The following is an 18,101-nucleotide window of genomic DNA, read 5'->3' on the forward strand; positions in this document are numbered from 1 at the left end:
ACTATATTATTTCTCAAATGAATTCATTAGCTTTTTAAATGGGCCTTAAGCATCTTTATTTTTGTTCAATAAATACATGAAAAAAGAGCACCCTTGAATGAGCACTCACTTAATTATCTTTCCGTTATATTTGTATTGACTAAAGTGGTAGTTAGATTACTTCATAGTAGTACAAACTTAAAAGTTAAATATGGTGATTCAAATACTTCTGTAGTATAAAAGATGTAAGTTACATAGATAAACTGATTATTTTAGTGCGCGTTCTTTTGATCTATGTAAAAGCGTGCCGATAAATTCAGAGGCACTCGTGTACCTTGTTTGGAAATTGTAATTGCTCCTATGTCCTTTCCAATAAATGATTATCTTTGAGTTTCACTATAACTACACGTTTTCACCAATATTTATAAAAAGACATCTTTTACAAAAGATTCTAGTACTTGCTTACTGGATTCAGGATTAATTATCAAAGTTGTTTCTAAATTCGGAATATCGACATCGACATCTATTTGAAACAAACTTTTATTTTCTAATTCATCTGCAACAATAAACTCCGGCAATAGCGCAATCCCATCTGAATTTTTTAAGTGTTTTTTCAATGACTCAATTCCTAGAAATTCAACCATTTGTTTTGTTGAAAAACTATATTTATAGAGAATCTTTTCTAACTGTTCTCTGTAACTACACCCTTTTTCAGTAACAAGTAATGTATGGTTTTGAATATCGTTTAATTTGAAATCTTTCATCTCTTTGTTAGTAACAAATATTAAACGTTCTTCAGTTATAGGAATAGCAGTTAAGTTACTATTAATAATCTTTTCGTCTGTGATAAGGCTAATATCCGATTTAAAATTAGCAATTTCTTCTTTAATATAGAAATTAGAATGTGCGGATTTAAACTTCAAGTTTACATATGGGTGTTCAGCTAACCATTCACTAATCTTATTATAGTAACGATACAAATACTGACTTTCTTGCATGTTAATACTTATATTTACCTTCTTATTGTAAAGTCCTTTTATTTCTCTCTCGTATTCGCTATTACTATCTAAAATCACTTTAGCGTATTTAACGTATGCTAAGCCTTCTTCCGTTAGTTCCATACCATATTTTTTTCTATAAAATAATTTAACATCTAATTGCTTTTCTAATTTTTCAATATGTGTAGATACAGTTGACTGTGAATAGTTAAGTAATTCTGATGCTTTAGTAAGGTTCTTTGTTTCACTAGTTACTAAAAATGATTTTAAAATGTTTAAGTTCAAAGTAGTACCTCCTTTAGGATTCACTTTTATCGAATTCTGCATTCTAAGAATTCTGATTTAATAATAATATATTAAATATTATTATTAAGGTAAATCGAAAGGAGTTATGACTATGATTACTTGTTTATTTGGAAGTAGTAGAAAAGATGGCAATTCAGCTATCGCAGTAGAGAATCTATTGAAGAATTTAAATGTCAACTTTGTGAATTTATATCAAAGTAACATTGAAAAGGTTACAGATAATCGTCATAGCAAAGGTGCCAACTTTCATAATGATGATTACGAACAAATTTTAATCAAAGTTTTAGAATCAGATATTATTATTTTTTCAACACCACTCTATTGGTACTCCATGAGTGCGTCTTTAAAACTCTTCATTGATAGATGGACCGAGTCATTGCGAGATACGCAAATAGACAACTTCAAAGAAATCATGTCACAAAAAAAGTATTTGATTTTAATCATAGGTGGCGACAATCCGCATACCAAAGCACAACCTTTAGTCAACCAATTCAAATTAATATTTGAGTTTATAAATATTACTAACTATAGATTTTTGATCGGAGAAGGCAATAAACCATTCGATATTTTAAACGACTCTCAATTTATAGAAGAGCTCGCAAATATAAATCTTGCATTGAAAAAAGGTGATATTTATGACTGATTTGTTGAAAATTAAAAACTTCAGATTGTTCTTTTTAGCAGAAATAATTTCAGCATTCGGAGTTGGAATTAGTACAGTTGGGGCTAATTGGTATTTAATCGACAAAACTAACGACTCCCAACTATTAGGTATTATGTTAGCTTTAAATGTATTATCTGGTTTCTTAGCTTCTCCTATAATAGGTGGACTAGCCGATAAATATAATAGACGAAATATTATTTTAATCACCTATCTTCTTCAGGTAATATTATATTTACTCATTGTCATAGCACTCTTAATGATAGGCTTTGAGACCTATTTAGTGATTGGATTTGCGATTGTTAATGGGATAGGTTGGACTACGTATATGGCAACATCTAGAAGTTTAGTTAAACAGATTTTAAAACCAGATCAATATACAGATGCAAATTCTCTATTAGAGATTAGTTTGCAAACAGGTATGTTTATTGCAGGTGGATTATCAGGAATATTATATGAAATAAATGGATTCACTCTAATTATAGCGATGACTATAATGATGTTTCTAATCAGCATTTTTATGTTATTTAGATTGCATGTAGATAAACCAACTCATTCAGAGGAAGAATCAACAAATAGCTTATTGCAAGAATATTTATTAGGATGGAAATTTTTAAAAGACAACATGATGATATTTATTTTTGGAGTTATTTCAATCATACCAATGGTGTTTACAATGATCTTTAACATATCATTACCAGGATATGTATATAATGTTTTAAAACTTTCGTCTGTACAATTTGGTTTTTCAGATATGTTATATGGCATTGGAGGATTATGTGCAGGTTTAATTTCAGCTATTCTTTCGAAAAAAATCTCAACTAAAGCATTGATATTTTTGTTATATTTCATATTAGTCATAAATTCAGCACTATTTATTTGGATAAACTCAGCATTTTACTTATTCATAGGATCATTTATACTAGGCTACTCAATTTCATCAATCAGAATTTATATGAATACAGCTATAATGAACACTGTTTCAGATAAATATGTCGGTCGCTCATTTACGATATGGACGTCAATTTCATTGTTACTGCAAAGTTTCATTGCTCCATTTTTAGGAAGATGGATCAATGAAATTAATGATAAATTCGGTTTCTATATTATACTCATTTTATCCTTACTCATATTTGTTACACTGCTGCTCGTTAACAAAACAGACAAAATAAAATATGCACATAAAGAAGAGTGACCGTCACTCTTCTTTTAATATGCGATCATTTGTCGATGTGCTTAATTCTCTCCACCCGAACTTCACTTTTGCAAATCATTTTTTATGAGCTCAAATAAATCAGTGAGATTTGTTACTTTGACAAAGTGTGGAATTAAAATCATTTCCTTGGCACCAGGATACGGCGATACTAATGTATTATCTTGAAATTGATGACGTGCACTTTTAGTCGCCTTGACCAATAATCTATTATCATACAAACCACCTATAACCACACCATCATAATAAATAATATATTCTCCCATCATCTTTCTAGTTTTAACATCATTTGAATTCACATGATTTAAAAATAAATCATTTACATCTTTCTCAGTCGCCATTGTAATCGCTCCTTCAGTAATTATGTTTAATCATATTCGTATTAATAAATCATTTAGAGTTGTTCTTAATGTTATCTATAATTATATGAGTAGTTAAAATCAAACCTATGGAAAAGAAAATAATGATAACAATGTTAATAAATATAGTTATAAAATTATAATTCGGCAGATACACGAATAGTAGAAACATAGGTACTGTAAAAAATAAGTCATACCAACCTAAACCTATTAAAGATTGCTTTAAATCTTCCATAATATCACCTTTATAAATTTGTCTTTGTTATAAGATAACGTATAAATCACATTACTGTATATGTAGCTAAAGAAAATTCTGAATCATAATAATAAGTAGTGTATCATTAATAATGAACAATTTAACGCGATAATCCTTGATTTGTATATTGATCAACTTACCACAACATTCATTTTAGACTACTCGTAGACTTCCTTTTCGAATGGTTGTATCTACTAAAATTCCTTTTGTATAAGTTCGTCTTTTGTGGTAATATCATCATGCATAAAAAATCGAGATACTAATTATAAAGAGGGTATAAATATATTATGAAGGAAAATTTTTGGAGTGAATTACCACGTCCATTTTTTATTTTGGCGCCAATGGAAGACGTTACAGATATCGTCTTTCGACACGTTGTAAGTGAAGCAGCTAGACCGGATGTGTTTTTCACTGAATTTACAAATACCGAGAGCTTTTGTCACCCTGAAGGCATACATAGTGTGCGCGGACGCTTAACTTTTAGTGAAGATGAACAGCCGATGGTCGCTCATATATGGGGAGATAAGCCAGAACAGTTCCGTGAAACGAGCATTCAACTAGCTAAAATGGGCTTTAAAGGCATTGACTTAAATATGGGATGTCCTGTAGCAAATGTTGCTAAAAAAGGTAAGGGTTCCGGCTTAATCTTAAGACCTGACGTCGCTGCCGAAATTATTCAAGCAACTAAAGCAGGTGGACTTCCGGTAAGTGTTAAAACACGCCTTGGCTACTATGAAATCGATGAATGGAAAGATTGGTTGAAGCATGTCTTCGAACAAGACATTGCAAATTTATCTATTCATCTTCGTACACGTAAAGAAATGAGTAAAGTAGATGCGCATTGGGAATTAATCGAAGCTATTAAAAATTTACGTGACGAAATTGCACCAAACACATTGTTAACAATTAACGGTGATATTCCCGATAGAAAAACAGGACTTGAACTTGCAGAAAAATATGGCATTGATGGCGTCATGATTGGTAGAGGCATTTTCCATAATCCATTCGCTTTTGAAAAAGAACCACGCGAACACACAAGCAAAGAACTATTAGATCTGTTGAGATTGCATTTATCATTGTTTAACAAATATGAAAAAGATGAAATACGACAATTCAAGAGCTTGCGTAGATTCTTTAAAATCTATGTGCGTGGCATAAGAGGCGCTAGTGAACTTCGACATCAATTGATGAACACACAATCAATTGCAGAAGCACGAGCACTACTCGATGAATTTGAAGCCCAAATGGACGAAGACGTTAAAATAGAATTATAGTATGAGTAATAAAGGTTGAGGATGATATTTCCCAATTTAACACGGATTGAACACTTTCTACTTAGGTATTATCTGGTTTTCCTGATAGGATAACTCCCGATGATGCCTTTTTACTTATATCACTTATCCTTTTGGAAATGGTGCAAAATTAAAAAATACATCAGGATATCGTTTAACTCAGAAAAAAACTCCAATTAAAAAATTGTTTACAATACATTATGAAATTAAAATTTCTCTTAGTGTTCAACAGACAAAGTTGTTGAAATTACAATTGGAGGCACATACCAAGCTATCATTTTGAGTACACGTGGTTTGAATATCTGGCAAGAAATGGATATTGGTAATGTCAGTCATAAAGTCACTAAACGTGCTCAAATACCATTAATTATTATTAAATAATTTAGAGGATGAGGTATAAACCTTTAAAAAACAGCAGTGAGATGATTTTCAATTAGAAAACATCTTACTGCTGTTTCTATTTTCATAATCATTCTTATTGAATGACTTCATCGTGATCATTTAAAACAGTAACAACTTTTTCAATCTTATACTATTTAGAGCTAAAAATTCACGACATATAAACACAACACTGACATGTCATTTAAATACTAAATATTTTATAGTAAAAGATTTTTCATTAAAAATTTATTGTTTTCTGTACTTTATTATATTAATCCTTTTAGCATGCCGTACCAATACATTTTAGGTAATAAATCTTTCTTAAATATATACATACTTCTACGTTCTTTGGCCTGATTAAACGGCATTGTTTCTTTAGTATTTTTATTATAATCAAACTCTGCAAGTATTAACCTATTATACCCAGTAACAATCGGGCATGAAGTATAACCATCATAATGATGCGTTAACATTTGATTATTCATCACTTGCAATAAATTATTAGCGACGATAGGTGCTTGCTTACGAATAGCTGCGCCTGTTTTTGAAGTAGGTACATTTGAAGCATCACCAAGTGCAAATACATTAGAGTAGCTTTTATGCTGTAATGTGGTTGGGTTAACATCTACCCATCCCTCACTATCTGAAAGTGTACTTTCTTTTACTACATCTAAGGGACCCATAGGTGGTGTTACATGTAACATATCATAACTTATTGTTTTTCTATCGCATGTTTTGATATGTTCGAATGTAGCCACTTTTTTGTCACCATCGATTTCAACAAGGTTATAATTATAATTGACTGTTATATTTCTTTCTTCAACAATCCTCTCTAATTCTTTATTATATTTTCCTACGTCAAATAAAGCTTCTTTTGGCGTTGCATATATCACATTAGCGTTAGAACGGATTTTATGTTTCCTAAAATAATCTTCAGCTAAATACATAATTTTCATAGGCGCACCTCCACACTTTATAGGAGTGTTTGGATGCGTAAAAATGGCATTTCCTTGTTTAAAATTAGAAATTTGGTTCCAAGTTTCGTTAACATAGTCAGGTAAATAGTTGGAGCAAACACCATTTTTACCTATATTTTCTTTTAGTCCTTTAATTGAAGACCAATTAATCTGTAATCCTGGAGCTACTACTAAAAAATCATAATAAACGACTGTATTATCTCCTAAAATAACGCTATTATTTTCAGGTTGAAAACTTGAAACAGCCTGTTTTATCCAGTGAGCACCTTCAGGTATAACACTTTCCATATCTTTACGAGAACTTTTCAAACTAGATACCCCTGCACCAACCAACGTCCATAATGGTTGATAGTAATGATGGTCTGCTGGGTCTATAATTGCTATTTTCTCTTTTAAGTTTTGATTTTTTCTTAATAGTCTTGATGCTACGGTAACACCTGCTGTACCGCCACCAATAATAACAATTTGATAATGCTTATTCATTTTTCCACATCCTTAAATTATTTTAATGATTCTGGAAAAACTTGATAGCCTTCTCTAATATTCACCACATTTTCAAAACCTTTGCTTTCCAATATACCCACTGCAATTGAACTTCTAACACCTGACTGACAATGTACATATATTTTATCCTCTTTATTAAAAGGAATATTTTCATTTAATAATTTACCATGTGGAATATTAACAGCTTGATATAAGTGTCCATTATTCCACTCTTCATCATTACGTACGTCTAATACATGTTCTTCTTTACCTGTCATATCAGCGCTATGAACGGACTGGGTTGAAATGTCTGATTTTGGCAAACGATAGCCTGCTACCTTATCAAACCCAATTAATTGTAAAGTGTGTTTCGCTTTCTCAACAGTAGATTTATCTCCAATTAAATCTATATCTTTTTCAAAATCTAAGTACCAACCAATTTGATTAATAAAGTTTTTGTTGTATGGTATATTGATTGTTCCTTTTGTGTGGCCACCGTGAAAGGCCTCTTTGCTACGAAGATCAAATGCTACTCTTTTATTATCTAAACTAGGATAAACATCGTATGATTGATATAAATTCATACCAAACTGATTAACTTGTTTCATTTGTGCAAAATGATGCGGTGGTGCTGGTTGATTTGATGTTAATGATTCAATAAATTTAGTCTCATCAATTTCATTAAATGCCCAGTTATTAATTTTCTCATAACCTATTGTAGATATAGGTATGGCACCTAATGCTTTACCACAAGGGCTTCCAGCACCATGACCCGGCCAGATTTGAACATAGTCAGGTAAATTTTTAATATTTTGAACGGACTCATACATTTGTTTCGCGCTAATTTCTGTAGAACCTTTTATTTGAACAGATTTTTCTAATAAATCAGGTCTACCTATATCACCAACAAAAATAAAGTCACCACTAAATAATCCCATCGGAACACTTGAACCACCACCTAAATCAGTGAGTAAAAAGCTAATACTTTCAGGCGTATGTCCTGGAGTATGCAGAACTTCTAATTTAACATTGCCTACTTGAATGATATCTCTATGTTTAACAAATTGTGTTTTTGATGGCATATTTTTATACCCTAATGCATCTTCACCTTCGCCAGACACATATATATTTGCATTTAAGCGTTTAGCCACATCACGAATTCCTGAAGCAAAATCAGCATGAATATGTGTTTCTGTAGCTTGTGTAATTGTTAAACCTTCAGAATCTGCAACTTCTATATATTTCGATAAATCACGAACAGGGTCTATTATTATTGCCTCTCCTGTACGTTGACAACCCACTAAATATGATGCTTGAGATAAATGATTATCGTAAAACTGTTTAAAAAACATGATAACAACTCCTTTTATTAATAGATTTAATTAGATAAATAAATTATGATTCGCATTTTCAGTAGCACCAATATAAGTGCCTACACCACCGTACTCAACTTCATCTCTAAGTTCTTCTTTCTGAATACCCATGACATCCATACTCATCGTACAAGCGATTAATTTGATATTTTGCTCAATAGCTTGATTGATAAGTGTTGGTAATGAATCAACATTTTTCTTTTTCATTACGTAGCGTATCATCATATTTCCTAAACCAAACATATTCATTTTGGAAAGAGGCATTCGTATATTCTTTTTGGGCAACATTAAATCAAACATTTTTGCAATACCTTGCTTTTTAACATTAACTGTTTGCGCTTTTTTTAATGCATTAAGCCCCCAAAAAGTAAAGAAGATAGTTACATCTTTTCCAGCAGCTCTAGCGCCATTTGCAATAATCAATGCTGCTACAGCTTTGTCTAATTCTCCACTAAATAATACAATTGTAGTACCTTTAGCAGAATAATTTACATCTAAATCTTTTGATTTTTCTTTTTGAATAATCGCATTAATTCCATTGTTATTTTCATCAAGCTTAACTAAAGTATGCCTTGTTTGTTTCACCCAACTTTTAATATCACTAGGGAATCCAGGGTCTGTGACTTTGACTTCAATTTGGTCACCTACTTCAATATTCTTCATTTCTTGACTAATTTTTACAATTGGCCCTGGACATTGAAGACCACGATAGTTAAATTGTTTACGATCTGCTTTAATTTCTATACTTTTATATTCTTCTTGCGTATCATAACTATCGTTTTCTTCTTCATAAACTTTATAACCACCATCAAGATTTATAACGTTATAACCTTGTTTAGCTAAATATTTACTAGCATTAGCACTTCTGTTACCACTTCTACAGATTACATAATAGGTTTTATTTTTTTCTTTATTGAATGACTCAATCTCATCAACAAGATGAAGTATGGAACCATTGATATGTCCTAATGCATACTCCTCTTCTGTTCTAACATCAATTAATTGCCCTTGCTTTGCTAGTTTTTCCAATTCTGCTTTACTAAATTCATCGATAAACTTTTCTCCGTATTGTTTCATAATAACCTCCCTAAAAATACCTGTAGGGGTATTCTAAACAGTAGAATGGAACTTGTCAAATACCTATAGGGGTATTTGACACATTTGTGTTTATCTATTAATATATTTTTATTCAATTAAAAGTGGAGGTATGACTATGAATTATGATAAAAAAATGATTAATCGTATTAATAGAATACAAGGGCAACTAAATGGAATTATTAAAATGATGGAGGAAGGAAAAGACTGTAAAGATGTCATTACACAAATCAGTGCATCAAAGAGTTCACTCCAACGCTTGATGGGTATCATTATTAGTGAAAATTTAATAGAATGCGTAAAAGCAGCTGCGGATGATGAAGAAAGCTCCCAAGAGTTAATTAATGAAGCTGTAAACTTATTGGTGAAAAGTAAGTAATGGATATTGTTAATATAGTTATCATGTTACTCATTGGGGTATTCGGTGGGTTCATATCTGGTCTAGTAGGCGTAGGTGGTGCTATCATTATTTATCCAGCTATTTTATTATTACCACCATTATTCGGAGCCCCTGCATATAGCGCATATATCGCATCAGGTCTTACTTCTAGCCAAGTCTTTTTCAGTACATTAAGTGGCTCATTAAAAGCTCGAAAAAAAACAGAGTTCTCGCCACAATTAGTTCTTTATATGGGTGGCGGCATGATTATAGGGAGTATGTTAGGTGCATTTCTAGCAAATTTATTTGATGCTACATTTGTAAATACGGTATATATCATTATTGCTTTACTTGCATTAACATTAATGTTTATTAAAGTGAAACCTAGTTCCGAAAAGTCTTCATTTAATAAATATTTATTAGTTATCATTGGCCTTTTCATTGGTATCATTTCAGGTATAGTAGGTGCAGGTGGTGCCTTCATTATTATTCCTATATTATTGGTTTTATTCAAATTACCAATGAATACTGTAGTCGCTAATAGTATAGTAATTGCTTTTATATCTTCAATTGGTGCTTTTGTCATCAAACTTATTCAAGGTTATATCCCTTTATATGACGCCTTATTCCTTATAATAGGGAGTATTATATTTGCTCCAATAGGGTTAAAATTAAGTAAAAAAGTCCCTAACATAATACAAAAATGGATTATCAGTATTTTAATCGTTTTTGCTATAATTCAACTCATTTTATAAAACTAATCCTTATAACTCAGACAGCAATTTCCCGAAAAATAATACCTCTTATTTCAACAAATATGTATGCAGTTCGGATTTATATGAATAAAAATTTTTGATGAAATATCCATATATATGCTTATAAATATAAATTTATCAACTATAACTAAAAATGATAAAAGATTTAATGCCACTGATGACTGAATTAATATTATTTAAGTTTTTATCAAACGCATTAGTAAAGTAGATGCACATTGGGAATTAATCGAAGCAATTAAAAATTTACGTGACGAAATTGGAGGTTGGGACATAAATCAATGTTCTATGCTATACAATGTTATATTGGCAGTAGTTGACTGAACGAAAATACGCTTGTAACAAGCTTTTTTCAATTAAAGTCAGGGGCCCCAACATAGTAGCTGGCGGAAAGTCAGCTTACAATAATGTGCAAGTTGGGGGGCGGGGTCCCAACACAGAGAATTTCGAAATGAAATTCTACAGACAATGGAAGTTGGGGTTGGACGACGAAATAAATTTTGAGAAAATATCATTTCTGTCCCACTCCCATATTCCCGATAGAAAAACAGGACTTGAACTTGCAGAAAAATATGGCATTGATGGCGTCATGATTGGTAGAGGCATTTTTCACAATCCATTCGCTTTTGAAAAAGAACCACGTGAACACACAAGCAAAGAACTATTAGATCTGTTGAGATTACATTTATCATTGTTTAACAAATATGAAAAAGATGAAATACGACAATTCAAGAGCTTGCGTAGATTCTTTAAAATCTATGTGCGTGGCATAAGAGGCGCTAGCGAACTTCGACATCAATTGATGAACACACAATCAATTGCAGAAGCACGAGCACTACTAGATGAATTTGAAGCCCAAATGGACGAAGACGTTAAAATAGAATTATAGTATGAGTAATAAGGGTTAAGGAGGAATATAACGTTCCTCTTTTTTGTTTGTGTTAAAGACTAATGTACCTACTTTTTAAAGAAGTAATTAAAAAAAGCAACTTTTCCAAGTCGCTTTAATTCATTAAAATATTTTTATTTACTTTAATCTAACCATATATTATTATTGATAAGTTGCTCTATGTCTACTTTTTAGTTAAGTGCACTTCTATTTCCGTTTTGGCTGATTCAACTGTTTCATTACCTCGATATATCATCAAATATTTAGACTGAGTAAAGCCAGGGTCTGGCATCATATCATACCAATAATATCGATTACCATTTTCTATAAATTTAATGTATCCCGTTTCATATGAAGTGCCACCTAAATGGTATAAATTGATTTTAGAAATTAATTTATTTCTCACTTTATAATCTAACTCTTGAATAGTTACAGTCTCTTTATCAATATTGATATCAAAAGAAAGAGTAACACTGTCATTCTCGTAAACTTTTACAACAATAGGCTGAATTCTATTATTGGTATTGTTCTCATTTAATGTTATACCACCATACATACAAGTTTTTTTACTTCCACCTCCTTGATTACTATCACACTGTATATTTTCATTTGAAAAATAGCATTGATCAAAATAATTGACGCCAAAAATATCGACTTCTTTCCCATCAAATGAACTAGCCATTGTACTGTCTTTTAACTCAGTTTTAACATAGTCATAATGACCAGGGTTATTTATTGGAACAATGAAGTCATGACTCAAAAATTTGTCACTTAGCTTTATTTTTTTAGCATTAACTGGATCGCTATTATATAAATACCATATATTATGCCAAGAACCCGTATATTGACTAGATTTGTTTAATTCACTTATATTTGGATCATTTTGTGTCTCTGCTCTAGCTTCCAACAAAGAATAGCTACTGTAACCAAATAACAAAGTGATTAGTATAAATACTTTTCTCATATTACTCCTTTTGAATATATAACTAATTTAGTTGACCTTCATCAACCATTGCTATTTTATAACATATATTCATTTAATGTAACTATGATTTTTTTAATTTAATTATTATATTACAACAAATTGCACTTTAATAATCCTCTTATATTTTAATGACTGTCCCTACGTCAACTTTTAATATAGTATATATGCTTTTTTATAATTATCTTGAAATTCACTTTAAACGATACGGAAATAGAATTTATATCCTTCCTCTTCAACGAAAGCTTCAGCAATTAAAAAAGCAACTTTTCCAAGTCGCTTTAATTCATCAGAAGTTTTGACACCAAGCATATTCTAATTTAATAAATATTCGTCTTGCTGTATTCCATCATATTTCATTATTTAAAAGCGCTTTTACGAATAAGCTCATTTGTAATTTCTTTCTTATTATTAATTGCATGAAGAATTTGTATTTGCTGTTTTCGTGTAACATACATACCTTCAAGTGAAAGGTTTTTAGAGATTTGTTTATTAATCTTTGAATCAATAGTAATCATGATATCGCCTCCTATATATCACTTTTATATCGTTTATCACTTAACAGGGCTATTTATGCCTTACCTAATAATCTTATTTAAAAATTGTTCATACAACTACAAAAATTAATTTTCACAAATTGCAATTACTGTTATACGACTGATCACTTCTATTAATCCTGTAGATATCAAAGTATTATTTCTTCACTTAAATCGTATTTCATTTATATAGAGCAAATATTGCGATAATTAAGTCCTACTTTTTCAAAACTTAAATAACTATGTTTACATATAATTGTTCTACCCATAAACTTTTGAAAATGATGATTTAGCAATGCACACTTTTGATTGTTTAAACATGTCTATTTTAAAATTATTTTTAGATATAAATGCAAATTTTAAAGTTGCTACTCTTTCAGATTTACCTAAAATAAAAATTGCTATGAAGAACGTAAACATTAGAATAAATAAAAGTAAAAGCGCATTAAAAGCACGATATTCTTAACCCGCTAAAAATCGACATTTTCAAACCGCCATAAAACAGCATTTTAAACCGCTATTGATATCGCTGTTATGAATGAATTAAGAACGACGAATCAACCTTTATATAATAAGTTTAAAAGATATGCGAAATTACTATTAAAACCTGGAGAAGATTTAGAGGCATTTGAATATCGTAAAGTAGCTTTATTTAAGGAATGGAAGACGCAAAAGGGTATCATTAAGTATTTATTAGATCAAGATGACTCACTAAATGACGCCTACCAATATATCAATCAACTACGATTCAAACTTAAACATAATGATTATGAAGGCTTTATTCACGAATTAAAACATATGCCATTGTCTCAAGCGCATTCATTTGTCCAACGAGCAACTAAGACACTTAACAAACATGCGTACTTTATAAAAAATACATTTGATTATTACAATTTATCAAATGGTCCTTTAGAAGGTATAAATAACAAAATAAAATTAATTAAACGTACATCTTTTGGTTACTGAAGTTACAATCATTTGCGCAATCGGATATTATTATATTTAAAACTTTACGCTCCAAAAAGGAAAAAGGAAGTTAAGCAATGTTTAGTTGCTTAACTTCCTTTATTGAATGCATCAGTCCAATTTGACATAGAGCCATTATTAATTAGTTGCGATTTGTATATACATTCGTTGTAATTAGTAGTGAAGATGAAATGAAAATAACTATAGCAATTAAAACCATACTCACTGTTTGATAGTTAGATGATATTATGGAGTAAAACATCAACGTTATTTCGGTAATAAACATTAAAATAATGGTCGATTTATAAAAATTATCAAGTTGTTTCAATAATACATTTTTTTCTCCATCATCTAACTGTAACTGACATTCTACTTCTGAGTTATTAAAATCCACAATTTTTCTATTCATATAAATAATATTATTTTTATCTTCATAGAATAGTTTAATATAATAGAAAGACATTACTAGCAATACACTTGAATAAAGGATAAATTGTGGGTATTCTTCTCTTAAATATATAAAACCAGTTAAGAATGAAATAAAGGAAACTACTAACGCGATATTCAATATATACATTATAGTGGAATATCTTTTTTCTAAAACTAGTTGTACTTCGTCAAGGAAGTGTGTGTGTTTATTTAATTTCTTACTTTTAGCCTTTGCTAATAATATTAAGGACAAACTAATAAAGTTCAATGTATAAAATATTCTTGGCGCCAAGGAGTATTCAGTTGTTAGAAAGTTAAATATTAAATACGTATACCCTATCAACAATAAAATGGTTAAAAGATTTCTGTTCATAAATCTTCCTCCTCAAATATAAAGATGCTTTCTATACTAGTATTAAATTATAATGATAATTTTTTTACGGTTATAAGCGACGGTATATATGAGCCATTCTCTAACATGTTTATAGTTTGCCTAGATATATTAGTTTTTATAGACAGCTCGGTTTGTGAAATATTAAACTTTTCTTTCAACTCCTTTAATTTTACTATGGTATGTCAACATTTTTTAGACAGTTTTCATGTGTAGATTTTTAAATGCCACTGCCGTTAAATACTTTAATGAAGAATGTGGTCTAAAATTGTTGTACCAATTTACATAATCAAATAATTCTGTTTCTAACTGTTCTGAATTTTCAAATTACATTTGTTTTACAAATTCAGTTTTCATTGCTTTCATCGTCGCTTCCGCAACTGCGTTATCATAAGGACAACCTTTGGTACTTCATGAACATTTGATTTTAAAGGTTTCTAGGACTTCATCTATCAAATGATTATCAAATTCTTTGCCTCTATCAGTGTGGAATAGTTTGATTTGTTCAAGATTATGATTTATTCTGCTGATTGCTTTTGATACTAAATTTGCGTCCTTATTTTTACCTTCACTGTAACCAACAATTTCTCTATTAAATAGATCTATAAATAAACATATGTAATGCCATGTTCCTGCGACTTTTACATATGTCAAATCACTTACTAATGTCTCCATTGGTTGTTCTCTATTAAAAGCGCGATTCAAATGATTTTTAATTCATCTTGTACCAAGACCTTTCTATTAGAATTAAAAATATTTATGATTGCACGTTCTACGTTTGAATCATCTTTAGTAATTTATTATCTTTTCTTTTTATAGAATCATAATAGGTACTTCTTGGCATTTTTAGGACTTTACACATTGCTGGTACTGAATGTTGATGTACATTCTTTTGAATGACTTCTATTTTCGTCTCATGATTAGCGCTGCTTGCTTTAAAATATCGTTTTCCATTTATATATATTGAACTTCTTTACGTAATTTAATCAGCTCTTTTTCTTCATCTGATAAGTTATCTTGGTGATTGAATGAACCTGTGTATTGATGTTGCTTTATCCATTTTCCTAACACCTAGGAATGAAACCTAACCATTTGTAACTTAAACTCTGAACTAAACGATTTTCTTTCTCTTGTCATAATAAAATCGCATACTTTCTTAAATTAACAATATCTACTCTCATAGAATTTGTCCAATTAAGTGTAGACGATTCATTAACAAGCTTTTATATCTTATAATTCTTTAGTAGGTGGATTTCTAAATCCTAAATAATCAATTCTCATTATATTATTAAATAAAATTTTGCTTAACATTGATTCAGGAAAATTATAATCTCTATTGTATCCTGTCAAACTCCAATTGTTTGCCAAAACTCGTTCACTATAATTAAATATTTCTCTTTTTACTATATTAATAGCATGTGTCTTGGTATATTCACCCGATTGATACAATTTGGTACCATTAGCTATTGATCTATGTATAATGTAAAATATTTCTGAAAGAGAAAAATTATCTACTATCCTTTCAAAGGTTCTTCTTGTCTTCTCACCAATCACTGTATCAAATTTAACTTTATTCATATGATATTTAAAATATTGGATAGACTCATCAAGATTTATTTCCTTCCATAATTCATAGCAAAACTCGTTATTAAATAAAGATTCATCTGGGTAAAGTAATCTATTAATCATATTACCATAATCATTGTCATAAGGTTTTATATTTAGCCGATACATAACTTTATCAACCATAAAACTTGTAATTATCTCATCATCTAAATTAAAAGTGAACGCTTCTAAAGCTGATTGCTCATCTATTGAAATAACATTCGTATTATACAAATATTTAAAAATACCAATAGTGAAATTAAAACTTGGACCTATAAAATCAATAATTTCTTCTATTGGGTTTAATTTCTTAATATCTTCTGTCAATCCACAATGCAATACCGAAGCTAAATATAAGCGTTGCCTCATGTTAAGATCACTTTCTTCTTTGACTTCTTTCTCAGACTCGTCTATTAGCAATTCTCCTAGTATATTATTTTTTAAAATATACAATTGTTCTTTTTGTCTAATTTCCATTTCTCTACAAGTCTCACATCTACAATTTTTATCTAATGTATGACTACATATATTACAATTCTTAATTTTTAGTATTTCTTCATTAGCTCGTGAGACGAAAACAGCAGACATATACCCCTGACAATAGGGACATTCTATATTGGTTAAATAACCTGGAAAATAAGATACAATATTATTGGTCTTTAAATCTAATCTATATTTTTCTAAAAGATCTTTTATTTTCATACCTTCATAATAGTTTTTCATTAAATTATATATTTCATCTTTTGAAAGTTTATTAAGAGCAATTTGCTTAGTCTTAAAAATCAAATGTTCTTTATTGATTATATCTTCGAACATTATTTAACATCCTTTCTTATCAAATATTACCTTCTATAATTATATTATTATTTCCCTAAGTTATTCATCGTTTTGCTTTATTTATATTAATCAAAATAATTAATAACCCCCCTACTTATGATACGCCTCCCCTTGTTAGTGATATTGCTAAAAATACCAAAATAAAATTGAATTTATTTTGGTATCAATACTTTATTTTAGTTTTTTGAGTCTTAGATCACCTGTGGTTTCGGCTCCAGTCCAATACTTTCCAGTCAATTCATTTTCTTCAACTATTAATCTTGTTGTTCCTCGATTAATAGGATTTTTCTTTTCGAATTCGGCTTTTGGATTTGTTATATAAGTATAGTACAATATATTTTTACCATGTTCTTCAATAATATCTGCTGTAATACTATTACTAGTAATTTCATCGCTTCTGAATTCAATATTTACTGTTAAAAAAGTTTGTTTTATTTCCACACTTACCTTTTTAATTCCACCTTCTCCATAAAAATGTCTGAGTGTTGCCTCATAATCTCCTGATATATCAGCTTGCTTATTAAATATACGAAACAATTTCCACTTCCACATAAACCTTTCATACCCTATAGTAATAAATGTTGATATTGTTACAGTATAACTTATGATATCTATCCATCCTATTTGCCATACCGTACATGATACTATAATTAGTAACAAGAAAAAGAGTCCTGTAAACCATCCTGTTATTTTAATCAAATGATTTATTTTGTCATTCATTTTTTTTCTCACCACTATATTCAAAATAATTCTTTACATCCAGAATAAAATTTTTATAAACATTATTTTTTTCTTGAGAATCGCATAAATATAGAATGTCATTAGATAAAGTCCGTATAATTGTGTAAAAGTAAAAAGGCCATATAACAGTCCTTTTACGGTACAATGTTTTTAACGACAAAAACATACCCAGGAGGACTTTTACATGACCCAAGTACATT

18 protein-coding genes and 4 pseudogenes are annotated in these 18,101 nt (G+C 29.9%); 9 read left to right on the forward strand and 13 right to left on the reverse strand.

Features of this window, described 5'->3' with window-relative positions:
* Window positions 1-401 precede the first annotated feature (401 nt).
* Window positions 402-1,262 (reverse strand): LysR substrate-binding domain-containing protein, encoded by an 861-nt coding sequence (locus IDG45_RS13000; protein WP_001052505.1) that lies wholly within the window; start codon window positions 1,260-1,262, stop codon window positions 402-404.
* A 112-nt stretch (window positions 1,263-1,374) separates the two neighbouring features.
* On the opposite strand from IDG45_RS13000, the gene IDG45_RS13005 reads away from it, so the two are divergent.
* Window positions 1,375-1,926 (forward strand): flavodoxin family protein, encoded by a 552-nt coding sequence (locus tag IDG45_RS13005; RefSeq protein ID WP_111063703.1) that lies wholly within the window; start codon window positions 1,375-1,377, stop codon window positions 1,924-1,926.
* The gene (locus IDG45_RS13010) at window positions 1,919-3,139 is read left to right on the forward strand and encodes an MFS transporter (RefSeq protein WP_000130756.1); all 1,221 of its coding nucleotides are present in this window, start codon (window positions 1,919-1,921) and stop codon (window positions 3,137-3,139) included. The genes IDG45_RS13005 and IDG45_RS13010 overlap by 8 nt, the downstream gene beginning before the upstream one ends.
* Before the next feature lie 62 nt (window positions 3,140-3,201).
* Here IDG45_RS13010 and IDG45_RS13015 read toward each other — a convergent pair whose 3' ends face one another.
* Window positions 3,202-3,498 carry a TfoX/Sxy family protein gene (locus IDG45_RS13015; protein ID WP_000179906.1) on the reverse strand — a complete coding sequence of 99 codons (297 nt, stop codon included), beginning with the start codon at window positions 3,496-3,498 and terminating at the stop codon, window positions 3,202-3,204.
* 49 nt (window positions 3,499-3,547) lie between these two features.
* The gene (locus IDG45_RS13020; protein ID WP_000389769.1) at window positions 3,548-3,751 is read right to left on the reverse strand and encodes a DUF6007 family protein; all 204 of its coding nucleotides are present in this window, start codon (window positions 3,749-3,751) and stop codon (window positions 3,548-3,550) included.
* Window positions 3,752-4,059: 308 nt separating this feature from the next.
* Here IDG45_RS13020 and IDG45_RS13025 point away from each other — a divergent pair, with 308 nt between their 5' ends.
* Window positions 4,060-5,046, forward strand: coding sequence for a tRNA dihydrouridine synthase (locus tag IDG45_RS13025; protein ID WP_000662031.1), 987 nt, complete (start codon window positions 4,060-4,062; stop codon window positions 5,044-5,046).
* A gap of 665 nt (window positions 5,047-5,711) precedes the next feature.
* Here IDG45_RS13025 and sqr read toward each other — a convergent pair.
* Genes sqr through cstA form a run of 3 tightly spaced genes read right to left on the reverse strand, consistent with a single transcriptional unit; the run spans window position 5,712 to window position 9,355 of the window.
* Window positions 5,712-6,905: a type II sulfide:quinone oxidoreductase Sqr gene (gene sqr / locus IDG45_RS13030; RefSeq protein WP_001033009.1), complete on the reverse strand. Its 1,194-nt coding sequence runs from the start codon at window positions 6,903-6,905 to the stop codon at window positions 5,712-5,714.
* A 17-nt stretch (window positions 6,906-6,922) separates the two neighbouring features.
* On the reverse strand, window positions 6,923-8,257 hold the full coding sequence (cstB, locus tag IDG45_RS13035; protein ID WP_000465478.1) for a persulfide dioxygenase-sulfurtransferase CstB: 1,335 nt from the start codon (window positions 8,255-8,257) through the stop codon (window positions 6,923-6,925).
* A gap of 30 nt (window positions 8,258-8,287) precedes the next feature.
* Complete coding sequence (cstA, locus tag IDG45_RS13040) at window positions 8,288-9,355, reverse strand: DsrE/DsrF/DrsH-like family protein (RefSeq protein ID WP_206171645.1); 1,068 nt, start codon at window positions 9,353-9,355, stop codon at window positions 8,288-8,290.
* Between the two features lie 136 nt (window positions 9,356-9,491).
* On the opposite strand from cstA, the gene cstR reads away from it, so the two are divergent.
* From cstR to IDG45_RS13060, 4 genes and pseudogenes are all read left to right on the forward strand, one after another.
* A complete protein-coding gene (gene cstR, locus IDG45_RS13045; RefSeq protein ID WP_001105087.1) occupies window positions 9,492-9,752 on the forward strand; it encodes a persulfide-sensing transcriptional repressor CstR in 261 nt (86 codons plus the stop codon).
* On the forward strand, window positions 9,752-10,507 hold the full coding sequence (locus tag IDG45_RS13050) for a sulfite exporter TauE/SafE family protein (protein WP_000355844.1): 756 nt from the start codon (window positions 9,752-9,754) through the stop codon (window positions 10,505-10,507). Before cstR ends, IDG45_RS13050 begins: the two co-directional genes overlap by 1 nt.
* 97 nt (window positions 10,508-10,604) lie before the next feature.
* Window positions 10,605-10,693: pseudogene (locus tag IDG45_RS13055) on the forward strand (hypothetical protein).
* Window positions 10,694-11,057: 364 nt separating this feature from the next.
* Window positions 11,058-11,414: pseudogene (locus IDG45_RS13060) on the forward strand (tRNA-dihydrouridine synthase); the annotation flags it as partial.
* Window positions 11,415-11,598: 184 nt separating this feature from the next.
* Here the strand turns inward: IDG45_RS13060 and selZ are convergent.
* A complete protein-coding gene (gene selZ, locus IDG45_RS13065; RefSeq protein ID WP_001233232.1) occupies window positions 11,599-12,378 on the reverse strand; it encodes a staphylococcal enterotoxin type Z in 780 nt (259 codons plus the stop codon).
* Between the two features lie 377 nt (window positions 12,379-12,755).
* Entirely contained in the window at window positions 12,756-12,914 is a 159-nt protein-coding gene (locus IDG45_RS13070; protein ID WP_000628289.1) for a hypothetical protein, read from the reverse strand.
* Between the two features lie 337 nt (window positions 12,915-13,251).
* Here IDG45_RS13070 and IDG45_RS13075 point away from each other — a divergent pair, with 337 nt between their 5' ends.
* Window positions 13,252-13,398 (forward strand): hypothetical protein, encoded by a 147-nt coding sequence (locus IDG45_RS13075; protein WP_154293972.1) that lies wholly within the window; start codon window positions 13,252-13,254, stop codon window positions 13,396-13,398.
* A 53-nt stretch (window positions 13,399-13,451) separates the two neighbouring features.
* Window positions 13,452-13,991, forward strand: a pseudogene (locus IDG45_RS13080) (transposase); the annotation flags it as partial.
* Between the two features lie 49 nt (window positions 13,992-14,040).
* On the opposite strand, the gene IDG45_RS13085 reads toward IDG45_RS13080, so the two are convergent.
* The 5 genes and pseudogenes from IDG45_RS13085 to IDG45_RS13105 form a co-directional block, all read right to left on the reverse strand.
* On the reverse strand, window positions 14,041-14,700 hold the full coding sequence (locus IDG45_RS13085) for a hypothetical protein (RefSeq protein ID WP_001081374.1): 660 nt from the start codon (window positions 14,698-14,700) through the stop codon (window positions 14,041-14,043).
* Window positions 14,701-14,747: 47 nt separating this feature from the next.
* Window positions 14,748-14,879, reverse strand: coding sequence for a helix-turn-helix transcriptional regulator (locus IDG45_RS13090; RefSeq protein WP_217481338.1), 132 nt, complete (start codon window positions 14,877-14,879; stop codon window positions 14,748-14,750).
* 34 nt (window positions 14,880-14,913) lie between these two features.
* Window positions 14,914-15,858 (reverse strand): annotated as a pseudogene (locus tag IDG45_RS13095) (IS3 family transposase).
* Window positions 15,859-15,948: 90 nt separating this feature from the next.
* Window positions 15,949-17,139, reverse strand: coding sequence for a hypothetical protein (locus tag IDG45_RS13100; protein ID WP_000461119.1), 1,191 nt, complete (start codon window positions 17,137-17,139; stop codon window positions 15,949-15,951).
* A 192-nt stretch (window positions 17,140-17,331) separates the two neighbouring features.
* Window positions 17,332-17,880: a Cap15 family cyclic dinucleotide receptor domain-containing protein gene (locus tag IDG45_RS13105; RefSeq protein WP_000998228.1), complete on the reverse strand. Its 549-nt coding sequence runs from the start codon at window positions 17,878-17,880 to the stop codon at window positions 17,332-17,334.
* Window positions 17,881-18,101 lie beyond the last annotated feature (221 nt).

This window comes from Staphylococcus sp. EG-SA-10, from assembly GCF_017151945.1.
Classification (GTDB): Bacteria; Bacillota; Bacilli; order Staphylococcales; family Staphylococcaceae; genus Staphylococcus; species Staphylococcus aureus.